Below are 14664 nucleotides of genomic sequence, written 5' to 3'. Positions count from 1 at the left end.
TTTTCAGATGAACCGATTATAGTTTGATGGATCTGCTGCGGCCTTTTTTAGTTACCTCTTCCAGCAGGTATTTCTTATTCACCCGGTCTAATACCACGTACACAGAGTCTTTGGCCTGGTTAGCGCCGGACAGGATGAGCGTACTATCATTGGGCCGCTCATAATGCAGCAGCCATTGCTCCGTACGATGATGCGGGTTGCGGTTTTGCAGCACCAGCAGCTGGTGCACAGTATCGGCCTGGTAACTATAGTAATGCCTTGCAGCACTTCCTTGTAGCTCAAAGGTGCGGTCCTGGTCGGCGGTATGAATGCTGTCTACATTCGTGGAATCAATAACCACCGGGCGGTTGGAGCGGATGCTAAGTGTATTCCATTTTTCCAATACCACATCCTGCCAGCGGACAGGATCAATATCACTGTAGGGTAATGTTTGATGATTATAACGGAATTCCCGTACATTATATAAGCCCTGCGCGCCCGCCAAACCAGGTGCAGCAGGATATTGATATGGATCATGATGTATAGCGGCATAGGTTTGCGCACCATAGATCACACCAAAGAACAGTACTACAAAAGCTTTCAGCGCTAACCGGATGTACCGCAGCCTGGGTTGGGTGAATGAAGGCCGGTAATTATTGGGTGCGGTAGGCCGGCCAAAAGCCAGCAGGTTGGTGAGCTTAGGCACATCATACGCAAACAGGAACAGCGCAATTAATACCAGGTAAAAACTATACACTGCTTCACCGCCGCCATAAGCCAGGTTAGACATAAACACATTGCCGGTAAAAGCCAATACAATGAATGCGCCCAGTGTAGTGGTTTTACGGTATAACAGCAGTACTGCTGCAATGATCTCCACCAGTCCCAGGAAAGCTTCATAGCCCGGTACAATGCCCAGGCTTAAGGAAAATAATTTCCACTCCGTAAAATCACCGTAAGGTGTATTCAGGTTACTCAGGGAAGGAGGAGGCGACTGCAGCGGGAAGAATTTTATGAACCCATAAGCCAGCAATGCAATGGCCAGGCGGTAGCGCAACAGTACCCGCAGCCAGTAATACAGGGCATCGTAATTGGTGTTGTACTGGTTCTTTTTATCTAAATAACTCCATATTACGGTGCTGGCAGCTGCAATGCCTAAAAAGATCGCCCAGTCCGCAAAACGCGTTTGCCCGGCAAAAAAGCTGGGCGTATAATGCGCAATGTTAAAAATATCTGCATACTGCAGGTGCAGCCAGTTAATGGCAAAAAGGTTCCGGTAAAATTTCCAGTCCAGCGGTAGTACCTGTATCAGGAAATAAATAAAGAACAACCGGAAGATGATCTTCTGGTATGCTTTCCATCCCGTGGATGCAGGAGGTATATGCGCAGCATGGTAGGTGGCTGTTGTCATGTTTTAAAATTTATGATGACACATTAATATCCTTTGTTCTGTTCAAGGTCTATATCATTCAGCACTTCGCCGGCAGGTATGGGCAGCACCTGTTTGTTAACATCGGTAACACCCAATACAGCAGCGGCCCTGTTGGTACGTACCAGGTCGTACCAGCGGTGCCCTTCAAAAGCAAATTCCAGCCGTCTCTCATTTTCAATGGCCAGCAACAGGGCGCTTTGTGTAGCTGCTTCGCTGGGCGGTATACCGGCCCTGCTGCGTACTGCATTCAGATCGCTGATAGCGCCGCTTAAGTTATTGAGCTGTGCGCGGGCTTCTGCACGGATCAGCCACAGCTCTGCAATGCGTATTACAAATGCAGGATCTGTAGCCGGGCTGCGGTAATACAGGTTGCCGTACCAAAGGCCGGCAGATGTTTTTGCTACCAGCGCACTGCGGTTACCGCCAATAGCAGGATCATTTACCAGTGACAGGAAAGCATCATTGGGCGCCCATTGGCGCGTACCGCCATTAGCGGGCGGCTGCCAGCTGTTGCGGTGTGAGTTGGTATAGGTGGCGCTGTAAGAAAGCTCCAGTACAGATTCAGAGGTGGCAGTGGCATTGTTGGCAAAAAATGCGCTGTAAGGTTGCACCAGCTTATAGTTGGCAGAATCGGCAATCACTTTGGTAGCATAGGTTTCCGCATCGGCCCATTGCCGGCGGTATAAATGATAACGCGCGCGTAAGGCCCAGGCAGTTTTTTGCGTGGCGCGGAAACGGTTGGTAGTGGTGGGCAACAGGGAATCTGCTGCTACCAGGTCGCTCAGCACCTGGTTATAGGTTTGATCCAGGCTGCTGCGCTTAATGCCGTATTTATCAGCCGGGGTAATAGTAGGTGTAAGTGTGATCTGCACCCCGCCCCAGGTACGCGCCAGGTCAAAATAGCCCAGAGCCCTTACAAAATAAGCCTCCCCGGTAAACTGGTTTTTCAGCTGCTGGGTAAGTAAAGGATCTGTAACAGCCGGTACTTTGGCAATGATATGATTGGCGCGGTTAATGGTAGCATAAATGCTGGACCATGCGCTGGCAATATTGGCATTGTCGGCCCGCACATTATGGCTGATGAACTGCTGGATAATGGATTGGGAGCCGGTCCATACAATATTATCGCCGGATAAATAGCCAATGGAAACAAAGTTGCTGCCATAGTAAGCGTCGGCTGATAAAGCCCTGTAAAGACCCCTGGTTGCGGTTTCTGCGGATGATTTGTCTGTGATCACCGCTGAATTATCATCTGAAATTGCATCCTGCGGCTCCACGTCCAGGAATTTTTTGCAGGACAGCAGCAGCACGGAGGCCAGGAAAGGAAGTATATATTTACGTGTTTGCATTGTATTCTTTTTTAACGGTTCATTAAAGCGTTACATTCACTCCAAACTGCACGGTGCGTGGCTGTGGCGCAGTGCCCAGGTCAAGCCCCTGTACATTCTGCAGGGAGGTTACATTCACTTCCGGATCAGGCCCTGAGTACTTTTTAAACAGTAACAGGTTGCTGCCGGTGAAGTATACCCGTACGGTCTGGAAACCTGCACGGGAAGTAATGCTTTTAGGAACAGTATATCCTAAAGTGAGGGAGCTGAGCTTCAGGAAAGAGCCATCTTCCAGGAAACGGCTGTTCTGCTCCAGCGTATAGTTGTTACCGTAAGCAGTAACGCGGGGCACATCGGTAATATCGCCGGGCTTCTGCCAGCGGTTTAGCTGGTCGGCAAATAATACGCGGTTAGCATCGCGGGTACCGCCGCCTTCACCAAAGAAGCGGTTCAGGTTATATACATCGTTCCCGTACTGGAAGGTGAAGGCAACGCCCAGGTCAAAACCCTTGTAGGTGAAGTTGTTGGTAATGCCGCCAAAGAATTTGGGAATAGCGCTGCCCATGATCTGCCGGTCGGCCACGGTGATCTGCCCGTCTTTATTCACATCTTCAAACACTGCGTTACCGGTTTGCGGATCTACATACAGCTGTTTATACAACCAGAAGGAGTACATAGAATAACCCTGCTGCAGCCTTACCCAGTCGCGGTTGTAATAGGTGACTGGTATGGGCAGCTGTACTATTTTATTGCTGTTGCCGGATATATTGAAATTGGTTTGCCAGGTAAAGTGGCGGTTGCGGATGTTAAAGGTGTTAATGGCTACTTCATACCCTTTGTTGTTGATCACACCTGCATTGCTGGCGTAGGAGTTAAAACCGGAAATAGCGTTCACCGGCAGCTGTAACAAAGCATCTGTAGTATGTTTTGAATACAGGTTCACCTCAATGCCTATACGATCATTGAACAATCCCAGGTCTACACCAATGTTGGTTTGCCGTGTTTTTTCCCAGCGCAGGTCAGGGTTAGAGAGCTGCAGCGGGTAAATGCCCGGCTGGTCGCCACTGGTGGTATTATCCGGGTAGCCGGCACCGCCAGACCATAAGCCCTGTGCGGCAAAGTTGTTAATACCATTCTGGTTACCGGTAAGGCCTATGCTGCCGCGCAGTTTCAGATCGCTGATGCTGCTCACATCTTTCAGGAAATGCTCCTCCTTCAAACGCCAGGCAGCGCCCACTGCGGGGAAATACCCGAACTGGTGATTGGCGCCAAAACGGGAAGACCCATCTGCACGCACACTGAACTCTACAAAATATTTGTTGGCATAATTATAATCTACCCTGCCAAAGAAAGAGGCCAGGTTGGCCTTGCTCCATAACTGGGAGGAAGTGCGGGTAGCGGCTGCAGAGATCAGCTTAAATGCGTTGCTTGGAAAACCTGAACCCTGTGCAGAGGTAGTGCTTTGGATATTACTCTGCAGGGTATTACCTACCAGGATCCCAAAAGTGTGTACCGTGTTCAGTGTTTTGCGGTAGGTTAATGTTTGCTCATTGATCCAGGTAGTGTTCTGCGTAAGCGCAGAAGTGGCCAAACCATTGGTAGGCGCAGCGCCCAGCTGGGTGAGGTTGTTCCAATACTCTGATTCATCGTAATGGTTATAATCCAGGCTCCAGCTGGTGCGGAACCTCAGGTCCGGGATGATCTCGGCCTCTGCATAGATATTGCCAATGTAACGCAGGCTGGTAGTATTTACATCGTAATTATTCAGCAGCACATCCAGGTTATCAAAACCTGCGTAGCGGGCCGGCGTACCATCCGGATTCACTTCCGGTAAATAGGTAGGTGTGTGCAGGGCTGATTGTAATAAACCACCCTGGGGACCATCGCCGGAGCGGGCCTGGTTGCGGAAGCTGCGATACAGGCTGTTGCTGGTACCTACGGTAACTTTATCGCCCACCTTCTGATCAAAGTTGAACTTTAAGCTGGCGCGGTTAAAATCAATGGGTTTAATATCCGCCTGCTGCTGCGTATAGCCGGCACCGATATAATATTTATTTGTAGGGCTGCCACCCTGCAAAGCCAGGTTGTAATTATGCAGCAAACCGGTGCGGAACAATTTGTGCAGGCGGTCATAGGTCTGCTGTTCTTCCGGTGTGCCACGGCCGCCCTCTGATACGGGACGGAAGGGCACCTGTGCATATTTTTTTATACCTGCCTGGTCGCCGGCTGCAATGGCATCTGCTTCTGAGTTCCTGTAAAACTCATTCATGATCTCCGCATGTTCCGGGCCGGTGGTAAGGTCCCACAGCTGCGGCGCCCATGCCCAGCCATGTGAAGTATTAAAAGTGACAGTTGGTTTGGTGCCGAACTTACCGCGTTTGGTAGTAATGATCACTACCCCGTTAGCGCCGCGTGATCCATAGATAGCGGTGGCGCTGGCATCTTTCAGCACTTCTATGCTTTCAATATCTGCCGGGTTAATGTCTGCTATGGGAGAGGTGGCGCGGCCGCCGGTGCTTACGGTTTGCAGGCTGGTGTTGTTAATAAACACACCATCCACTACATACAAGGGATCATTACTGGCGTTAATGGAGGTGGCGCCGCGTACGCGTATAAATACCCCATCGCCCGGTACGCCGGTGTTGGAGTTAATTTGTACGCCGGCTGCTTTGCCCTGCAGCTGGGCATCTACACCCGCTACAGGAATATCCTTGATACCGCTTGCATTTACTTTTGAAATGGAGCTGATCAGGCTTTTACGTTGCTGTGTACCATAACCTACGACCACAACATCATTCAGCTGTGTGTTGGCAGCCTCTAATCCAAGGATAATGCCGGTGCGCTGGTTGACGGTTATTTCTGCCTGTTTATAGCCAATGTAAGAAACCTGGAATGTTATAGGCAGGTGCTGGCCGGTTAAGAAATTAAACTCGCCCTTGTCGTTGGTTAAACCATCGTGTGTAGTATTCTTAATATGTACGGTGGCGCCGGGTAAAGGTGTTTTTGTTTGTGCATCTATGACTACGCCTGAAAGCGTGATGTTATCCTGGTTCTGTGCATAGGTAAAGAGCGGGAGCAGCACGATCCACGATATAATGGCAATCTTCATTATATTTGTATTGGTAATAAATAATAAGGCAGGCGGCTAGTGATTTACTCACTAACAGCCCTTTAGCTCAGCCTTTTTTTACTCGCCGGAATTGTTGCAGCAATTCCGGTTTTTCATTTTAAACGTGCGTTATAACATAGGCAGTCACGCGGTCTTACACCGCCTGCGCGGTGAAGGCCATTTCCTTTAGTTGTGTTCATGTTCCCCGATGTATTATAAAGTATGAATAAGATCCCAAAGACCTGTGCGTAGCACTACGGCTATGCTGCTGGGTAGTGGTGGGCTTAGCGGCAGCATATTACCTGGTGTGTTAAATCTGTCACAATATTAGATAAAAAATATTTAGTCTACAAGAGTGGTGGACTATTTTTTATTAATTAATGGATGAACGGCGTAGGAGGCGGCGGAGATGCGCCCCAAATGGAACAACAAAAAAACTTTTAAAAAAACACTGTTTTCCCCGGTCCTTTGAATCAGCCCCTTCGTCTTTATACCAGATGGCCATCTATTTTGAAAAACTATATGTAGTATGTACCCTTACTCTCATTGATTAACACTAAAATGGAAAACTATGAAACCCAAAGTAATGAAAGCATTCATTGCAGGATGTTTATGCCTGCTGGTGATCGCCTCCTGCAAAAAGGAAGAGACAGAACAATCCCCTTCAAACGGACGCAAGGCAGGCACAGAGCTGGCTATTACCAGCTACTATGTTAATGGTACCTCTGGTAACGATGCTAATGCCGGTACCAGCACTTCTACTGCTTTAAAGACCATACAGGCGGCCCTGAATAAAACAACAGAAGGTGCAGGCGCTACTATTTATGTTGTAGCGGGCACCTATAAAGAAAGGCTGTGGTGGCCGCATTCAGGCGCTTCTGCTGACGAGCCTATTACGCTTACCAATTATAATGACGGCGTGGTGATCCTGGATGGGGTAAATGCAACAAATGATACACAAGCACAGATGATTGCTGTTAGCAGCAGAAGCCATATCCGCATTGACGGCATCAGGATAGCGAACAACATCCGCGATTTTGCTGCCGGTATTTATATTATCGGGTCGGGGACAGATGTAGAGGTATCCAACTGCAAGATCTATAACATTGGCTGGACTACTGATTCCACCGCTGTACCTTCTTCTTCCAAGAATGCTAATCCACTGGTAGTAGTAGGTTCCGGAGCCGATTCCTACAATGAGATCTTTGTAGGAGACAACGAAATATACAGCTGCAATACTGGTTATAGCGAAGGGCTTACCATGGCCGGCAATGTGGAGAACTTCCTGATAGAAGGTAATATTGTACATCATATCCGTAACATAGGTATTGATATGACCGGGCATTATTCCTGGACAGGCGCACCGGATAATGTGAACTTTGCACGTAACGGTAATGTAAAATATAACATCGTACATCACTGCGTATCGCCGGTGGCTACCAATGGCGGTATTTATGTAGATGGCGGCAAGTGGATCAACGTGGAAGGCAACACCTGTTACGAGAACCTGGCCGGTATTACAGTGGGTTGTGAGAACAATAACTACACGGCTGATGGTATTAACATCCGTGACAACTTTATTTATAATAACAAGGATGCCGGCATCATCTTCGGTTCCAATGCGCCTAACAGTAAAGTGATCAATTCAAGCATCACCAACAATACCTTCTTCAAGAATTATACGAAAGGAGGATGGGGCGGCGAGATCAGCCTGCAGAACACGGATGAAGCTACCATTAAGAATAACATTGTGCAGTCCAACAGCAATATTGTTGTGATTGCCCTTTCCGGCTATACTTCCACCAACCTGCATATGGATTACAACCGCTATTATTCTGTTTCAGGAAGCGCAGCTACTGTTACATTCGATTGGGCTATAACCGCAACAACCTATGGATCGCTGGCTGCTTTTGTAAGCGCCACCGGGCAGGATGTGCACTCTACCTACGGGATCCCGTCTTTTGTGAACAGTACGCTGTCAACGTTGAACCTGCATCTTGCCAGCGGCTCTGCTGCTGTGAATGCGGGTGATCCTGCATTTGTGACCGGGTACCAGGAATTTGATATTGATCAGCAGACCCGTGTAAGGAATGGCCGGGTGGATATTGGAGCGGATGAGACTTCGTATTGAAGAATGTGAAATTTCAAACCGGCGAAGGAGGTTCATAGAGACCATTTAAAAGACTTTATGAACGGGATAAAAGTAAAATGCCGCGAAACAGGGTAGACCTATGTTCGCGGCATTTTACTTTTACATTTATGATTTTAAATTTTACATTCTTTTGCTCTTTTACAGCGGGCAATTCTCGTGATAATCGATCAGCTCTATGGGCGTTCTTTGCAGCTCAAACCCGGCATAGGTTGTTAAGATCTCATCCAGCACGGCTTCTACTTCTGCTACTTCCGTTAACCGGTTCAGCCGGTTGCGGTATTCTTTAATATTGGGTAAGCCTTTGAGATAGCTGGCATAACGGCCCCGCATTTCGTTGATGCCTACCCGTTGGTTCTGCCATTTAATAGCTTCGTGCAAATGTTTTCTGCAAACAGCTACTCTTTCCTCAACCGTGGGGGGAGGCAGTAATTCGCCGGTTTGTATATAGTGTTTTATTTCGCGGAAGATCCAGGGATAGCCAATGGCGGCGCGGCCGATCATTACACCATCCACGCCGTAGCGGTTCTTATATTCCAGCGCTTTTTGCGGGCTGTCTATATCACCGTTCCCGAAAATGGGAATATGAATGCGGGGATTGTTCTTCACTTTGGCTATCAGGCTCCAGTCAGCCTCCCCTTTATACATCTGGCTGCGGGTACGGCCATGGATGGAGAGGGCCTGTATGCCTACATCCTGCAGGCGTTCGGCTACTTCTTCAATGTTCTTGGTTTGTTCATCCCAGCCCAGGCGGGTTTTTACAGTAACCGGCAGCTTAGTGGCCTTTACACAGGCTGCGGTTAAGCGCACCATAAGGTCCACATCCTTTAATACGCCGGCCCCGGCGCCTTTGCAGGCTACCTTTTTTACCGGGCAGCCAAAGTTAATGTCCAGCAGGTCGGGATTGGTTACATCTACAATACCGGATGCCAGCGCCATGCTCTCCTCATCCCCGCCAAAGATCTGGATGCCTACGGGACGCTCTTCCTCAAAAATATCCAGCTTGCGGCGGCAGTTAATGGCATTGCGGATCAGGCCCTCACTGGAAATAAATTCCGTGTACATGAGGTCTGCCCCGTTATCCTTACACAGGATGCGGAAAGGCGGATCGCTCACATCTTCCATGGGCGCCAGCAGCAGCGGGAAATCCGGCAGTGATATGTTTCCTATTCTGATCAAAACTCTTTGTAAATTTGCGCCGGCAAAGATACTCAATTTTCAGGGATGGAACTTAAAGACGCAATTGCACTGGTACAAAACGGGGGGATTAATACGAACGGCAGCGCTGCCTGGGCCGATCTGGGCTGTGGTGGGGGCTTATTCACGGCGGCTTTAGCCAGCCTGCTGCCGGCAAACAGCACTATTTATGCGGTAGACAAAGCGCCCGTAAAATTACAAAACAACGACTTTCCGGCGGGAGTGAAGGTACAGCCCCTGCGGCTGGATTTTGTGGCAAATGAGCTGCCATTCCAGGACCTGGATGGGATACTAATGGCCAACTCCTTACATTATGTAAGCGATCAGCAGGGGTTTATCCGCAATGTGAGCCGTCACTTAAAAGCTGATGGCTGCTTCCTGATCTGTGAATATGATACGGATAGCGCTAACCGCTGGGTGCCTTATCCACTGAGCTATCACAGCCTGTTACGGCTGTTTCACAAGGTTGGTTATACTACTATTGAACGGCTGCATGAGCACCCGTCTATTTATGGACGGGCTAATATTTATTCGGTGCGGATCAGCTGGTAAGATCTCATAATTACAAAGAAAGGCACAGCATTTCCACTGCACCTTTCTGTTATAATTTATTGCTACCTCAGAAATTCATTTCATCTGCACTCGGGCCATAGCTGCCGGGGATGGGCACATCCAGTAGGCGCAGGTACACACCTAACTGGGCGCGGTGGTGTACGGTTTGGCAGTATGCCATGCGGATCACCTCTGCCTTGGACCTGGTGCTATAAACCTGGTCGCCATTGCGCAGCGTCCAGCTATCAGCAAGCTGCTCGTCTTTACCACCTTGCAGGGCAGCTTTGCCCTGGGAAAGGCTCCTGTTAAAGTAGGCTAACAGGTCATCGGTGCTTTCTATTGTTTCCTGTTTGTAAGGGTTGCTGGCAAAATCGAGCTCGCTGGTGTGCAGGGTCATTTCTACCCAGCCTGGCAGCTCTGCTATGTGGGTGGCTAACCATTTCAGCGTACCGCTTTTAGGATGGGGTTTCCAGTCAAATTTATCAGCTGGTACGCGTTCCAGCATTTTACGGGTGGTATTGGCTTCGTTTTCGAGTTCTGTAAGTAACAGTTGCATCTGTGTCATAGTGGTAGTTTTTTGTTTGTTGATACAAAGGAACTACCGGGTTGTGACAACCTTATGTCAGCAGGTTTTTAGAAAGTTTAATTATTTTTTCCAGACCAGGTCATTGCCATTACGCCGGTCTATGAGCAGGCTGGTTTTAGTAGCCGCATCCTGTACAAAGATCTTGCGGCCACGCTGTCCTTTTATATAAAATACATTTTCTGTTTCCGGTATCAGCTGTACGGCCGCCCGGCCATTCCGCTGCCCCATTAATTGATTGCCCTGCAATGTAATGGTATAGGTTACTTCCGGCGAAAGGTGGTAGGTGCCGGTATACTTTTGCAGGGTAGCCAGGGGCACGGCGGCTGGTGTAGGATCGGCAAACAGCTCAAATATTTCAGATGCAGCCAGCTGGAACTGATCCCCGTTCTTCAGGTAAGTTTGTATTTCAATATACTGCGTATGAATATGCTGCTGGTACAGATCAAGATTTTCATCTGCCACATAATTTACAATATAGGTATTGCCAAAAGCCAGCACATGCGGCTGTGTAACCTTAATGTTGCCCACGTAACCGGCCGGTAAGGGCTGCAGCTCCTTTATCAGGTCCGGCTTGCGTTTTACGGTGCCATCTTCCGCGGTATAAATACAGTCCGGGTGCAGGTACCTGATCCACACTGCAGTATCGCCGGGTGCAATGGCATCTACCAGGGCCTGGGTAATACCAATGAGCGTGGCGGAGTCTTTTTCAAACTGTTGTGCAAAGGCGCCATTGCTGATCAACAGCAGCAGGAAACATATTATACGCATATCCTAATATAAGCTTTTTTAAAGGCGGCTGCGGGGCAAAACGGGCGATACTGATCATGTGACCCTGCCTGATGTCAAGTATTCCATTCCCCTTGTCAAGACCAGGCAAGGAGCATTAACAGGATGTTGTTGTTTTGTGGTGAATAAACAAATAATCCTTCACCTCAAAAACATGATTGTATGCAAAACACTGCTTTAAAACAAACCCTGTTAAGAACCGGCCTGCTGGCCTTTTTCTGCCTGGCGCTGTTTTCATTTAAAGCGCCATTCGGGGTAGACAGTTATGAAATTTACCTGAACAACAAGCTGGTATTAAAACAATATGCTTCCAAAGAGATCAGCTTACAAAGCCTGGCGCTGGATAAGGCCAGCCCTGATGATCAGCTGGTGGTGTATTATACGCATTGCCACGGCAAAACATCCGGTACGGGGCGCAGCCTTACCATTAAAGATGATGGTGGCCGCATAGTAAAAGAATGGAAGTTTGAAGACAGTAAAAAAGGAATGACTATACCGGTAAAAGCACTACAGCAGCTGGAAAAAAATAATGCCAAAAGCCATCTGACCCTGTACTATGCAGCATCTGAGCTGCCGGGCGGACAAATGCTGGCTGCGTTGTAGCATCCTAAATATTCAGCCAGTACACCAGCTTTAGCACCAATGCCCTGTTCTTTACATAAAAAGGCGCCGGCAGATAGTTGTCGGTATATACAATGAACAGATCCGATGCCGGGCGGTAACGCCACTGGAAGCGGGTATTGAGGTTCATATTCTTCAGCTGTTCATTATACTGCATAAAACCGGTAAAGAACAGGGTGTTGGTCATGGTAACATCCAGGCGGGGACCTACCAGCCAGAATTTATTATTTCCCCAGGGCTGTGGCAGGCGAATATCATTATACGTGGTGCTTAATGCAATGCTTACATAGGGCTGAAAGCGGTAACCCAGCTCACTGCCTAACGTAGTACGCGTACCATCTGCATAATAGCCGCCATAGCGGCCGGAGAAGGAGTAGGTGAAAAGGCTTTGCGGTTTGGATACATAATCCACCCCTACTGTATTCCAGTTATGCTGCGAGCCGGTTGGCAGGCTATCCTTACCGGTGTTGGTAGGGTCAAAAGGTAATAACAGCTTAATGTAATTGTTGGATGCCCAGGCCGTAAGCGTATTACGCTTGCGGAACACAATGGCGTAAGAAAGCATGGTTTCATTATCGGTACGCTTCATATGCTCATCATAAAAGCTGGTGGATATGAGCTGCGGCCCGTGGCTCAATACCGGCCCTGTTTTTGGGAAAAAGAGGCGCGTGATCTGCGGCACCAGCTTTATATAACCCTGGCGTGGCACATACCCTACTTCTGCATTATAGTTACGGCCCACGTATTCATGCTGCCAGCCAATGTTCCAGGTGCGGCTGGTGTATTGCAGGTTAGCAGCCTGCGCCCAGTCATGCCCGCTTTTACCCGGGCTGGCGGACTTTAATAACAATGCTTTACCGGTCCAGAAATTATTGGCGGAAGCCAGGTTGTACTCCAGCCCCAGGTTGCGGTTATAACGGGAGTACAAGGGTTTTTCCGAAGCATTATCGGGCGTATAATTCAGTGATTCTTTGTTGATGAACAGGAAACCAATATTGGAGCGGGCAAACACTCGCCGCTGCAAAGCCGCTACGGTAAAGTTCTGCGCCGGTAAGCCCAGGCCTTCATCCTTCGCTGTTTGCATGTTCATAAAACCCATGCGCCAGTTGCGGTTCAGCTTTCCGCTTAGACGCGCGCCAAAACGGATAGGCACTCCTAATCCAATACGGCGCGAGAAAAAAGGCCGCAGCGTAGCGTATCCAAAGTTGGTGAACTGATCGCCGTTTTCCAGGAAGAATTGTCTTTTTTCCGGGTAAAACAGCTCAAAGCGGTCCAGGTTAGTGACCTGCTTATCTACATCCACCTGGGAAAAATCCGGGTTTACGGTCAGGTCCAGGTTCAGGGAAGAGGTAACGGCTATCTTGGCATCCACACCGGCTTCGCGGCGGTAATTATTTTTGGTGCCGGCTACATAATCTTTATTAATGCCGCCCAGCAAATACGGGATAATGGAAATATTAGGCCCCGGATCCGGTGGCGGCACATCCCATACCAGCACGCCGGTATAGGCCAGGGAGGCGGATGGGAACTGCCTTGGCACAGGCGCCCAGCTGCTTTTCTCTGTTGTTTTCAGATCATTGCGGCCAAAGTTGATGCCCCATTTACTAATGCCTTTTTTATAACGTATAGTCTTAAACGGTATAGCGGCTTCAAACACCCATTTATCCGGATAGTTCTTCACTACAGAGGTCCATTTGTTATCCCAGCTCAGGTCTACCTTACCGCCGTCATACATCAGCCCATCCCACTGGGCCCCTGCAGCATTGGCGCCAAAGGAAAAACCATTCGTCTGGTCATCAAAGGGATCCATGAACAAAAGGAAATTATCATTCTTCAGGAAAGCAAAGTCACGTTTCAGGGATTCCACCATGTAAGGCCCGGGCAGGGCGTTGTAGTTTTCTACCAGCAGGTAAAGGTGCTGTGCATCATAGGTCATGCGCACATCCGTACGCACGTTGGCGTAGCTGGTATCCATGGGCAGGATCATGTAAAAGTTGGTAGCGGTGTCTGCCTGCTGCCAGCCTGCATCGTCAATAATACCGTCTACCTTCACCGGGGTAGCGGTTCTGCGTATATGAAGCTGAAATGTTTCGTTCTTCTTTTGCGCCATTACCGGAAGACAAAACAGGCAAAGGCAAAGTAAACGTGGAATAGTGCGCACAATAGTCAGTTGCTGGTTGACTGACAAAATACAAAAAACAGCTACTAAATACCAGTCTACACCTGCCGCTCATCATATTGTGCCTGCAAAGGCACTGCTGCAATGATCACAATAGCCTCATTGGATAGCGCTTCCAGCTCCACTTCGCTTACATCCCACAGCGCCAGTCCATCCCTGGCATTTAGCAGCCGGTACTGGACCTCAAAAGCGCCTTCCAGCACAAACACAAATAACCCCTGATCCGGGGCGGCCAGGGAGTGTACGGCCTCAGCCCGTCCGTTAAACTTCCCGATCCAGGCCTGGCGCCCCATGGGAATCAGCTGGTCTTTATGCAGGTTCAGGTCAAAGTCTGTGAGCTGTACAACACTGCTGTCTGCAGCTGCCCTGCATTTGAACCACCATTGTAAAAAGTTCACTAAAGCATTTTCGTAAGGATTGCTGATAACCAGCACTACCTCCCGTGGTGCGGCGTAGTACAACGACTGGCCGGCGGTAACCTGCCCGGACCGGCCGGTACTGTCTTTCCAGGTAATAGCACCCACAGTAGGCAGCAGCAGGATATCGGTAGCTGCATTTACATGCAGGGTAATGCTTTGCTCCGCATCCAGGGTATCTTCATGCAGGGCATACAGCGCGCCAAAAGGCGTTTTATGCTCATTATAGAATCCATCGGCATTAAAGGTGTAATAGCGCCGGCGCCCTGCATGCTCCTGCAGGCCTCTTTCGTCTGCCAGGAATATTTTTCCCTGTGATTGCGGTAGCAT

11 protein-coding genes are annotated in these 14664 nt (G+C 49.0%); 3 read left to right on the top strand and 8 right to left on the bottom strand.

The features are described 5' to 3' along the window. Window positions 1–16 precede the first annotated feature (16 nt). The 3 genes from BMZ54_RS01015 to BMZ54_RS01005 are packed head-to-tail and all read right to left on the bottom strand — an operon-like array spanning window position 17 to window position 5848. A complete protein-coding gene (locus tag BMZ54_RS01015; protein ID WP_089906296.1) occupies window positions 17–1390 on the bottom strand; it encodes a hypothetical protein in 1374 nt (457 codons plus the stop codon). Between the two features lie 23 nt (window positions 1391–1413). Next, window positions 1414–2760: a RagB/SusD family nutrient uptake outer membrane protein gene (locus BMZ54_RS01010; protein ID WP_089906295.1), complete on the bottom strand. Its 1347-nt coding sequence runs from the start codon at window positions 2758–2760 to the stop codon at window positions 1414–1416. 22 nt (window positions 2761–2782) lie between these two features. Beyond that, the gene (locus BMZ54_RS01005) at window positions 2783–5848 is read right to left on the bottom strand and encodes a SusC/RagA family TonB-linked outer membrane protein (protein ID WP_089906294.1); all 3066 of its coding nucleotides are present in this window, start codon (window positions 5846–5848) and stop codon (window positions 2783–2785) included. A 571-nt stretch (window positions 5849–6419) separates the two neighbouring features. On the opposite strand from BMZ54_RS01005, the gene BMZ54_RS01000 reads away from it, so the two are divergent. Continuing rightward, on the top strand, window positions 6420–7979 hold the full coding sequence (locus tag BMZ54_RS01000; RefSeq protein WP_238386450.1) for a right-handed parallel beta-helix repeat-containing protein: 1560 nt from the start codon (window positions 6420–6422) through the stop codon (window positions 7977–7979). Between the two features lie 159 nt (window positions 7980–8138). Here the strand turns inward: BMZ54_RS01000 and dusB are convergent, their stop codons facing one another. After that, window positions 8139–9176 carry a tRNA dihydrouridine synthase DusB gene (dusB, locus tag BMZ54_RS00995; RefSeq protein WP_089908168.1) on the bottom strand — a complete coding sequence of 346 codons (1038 nt, stop codon included), beginning with the start codon at window positions 9174–9176 and terminating at the stop codon, window positions 8139–8141. Window positions 9177–9221: 45 nt separating this feature from the next. On the opposite strand from dusB, the gene BMZ54_RS00990 reads away from it, so the two are divergent. Beyond that, window positions 9222–9746: a class I SAM-dependent methyltransferase gene (locus BMZ54_RS00990; RefSeq protein ID WP_089906293.1), complete on the top strand. Its 525-nt coding sequence runs from the start codon at window positions 9222–9224 to the stop codon at window positions 9744–9746. 67 nt (window positions 9747–9813) lie between these two features. Here the strand turns inward: BMZ54_RS00990 and BMZ54_RS00985 are convergent, their stop codons facing one another. Both BMZ54_RS00985 and BMZ54_RS00980 read right to left on the bottom strand, forming a co-directional pair. Further along, the gene (locus BMZ54_RS00985; protein ID WP_089906292.1) at window positions 9814–10311 is read right to left on the bottom strand and encodes a DinB family protein; all 498 of its coding nucleotides are present in this window, start codon (window positions 10309–10311) and stop codon (window positions 9814–9816) included. Between the two features lie 81 nt (window positions 10312–10392). Continuing rightward, window positions 10393–11100: a nuclear transport factor 2 family protein gene (locus tag BMZ54_RS00980; RefSeq protein ID WP_089906291.1), complete on the bottom strand. Its 708-nt coding sequence runs from the start codon at window positions 11098–11100 to the stop codon at window positions 10393–10395. Between the two features lie 180 nt (window positions 11101–11280). On the opposite strand from BMZ54_RS00980, the gene BMZ54_RS00975 reads away from it, so the two are divergent. Beyond that, window positions 11281–11721, top strand: a complete 441-nt coding sequence (locus tag BMZ54_RS00975) for a hypothetical protein (protein WP_089906290.1) — start codon at window positions 11281–11283, stop codon at window positions 11719–11721. A gap of 4 nt (window positions 11722–11725) precedes the next feature. Here BMZ54_RS00975 and BMZ54_RS00970 read toward each other — a convergent pair whose 3' ends face one another. Together BMZ54_RS00970 and BMZ54_RS00965 are read right to left on the bottom strand one after the other, a co-directional pair. Then, entirely contained in the window at window positions 11726–13900 is a 2175-nt protein-coding gene (locus BMZ54_RS00970) for a carbohydrate binding family 9 domain-containing protein (protein WP_238386449.1), read from the bottom strand. 56 nt (window positions 13901–13956) lie between these two features. Then, entirely contained in the window at window positions 13957–14664 is a 708-nt protein-coding gene (locus BMZ54_RS00965) for a pirin family protein (protein WP_089906288.1), read from the bottom strand.

The sequence above is a fragment of the Chitinophaga rupis genome, from assembly GCF_900109685.1.
GTDB classification, from domain to species: Bacteria; Bacteroidota; Bacteroidia; order Chitinophagales; family Chitinophagaceae; genus Chitinophaga; species Chitinophaga rupis.
Note: the sequence above shows the minus strand (reverse complement) of the source record. Positions and strands in the feature narration are given on the sequence as shown.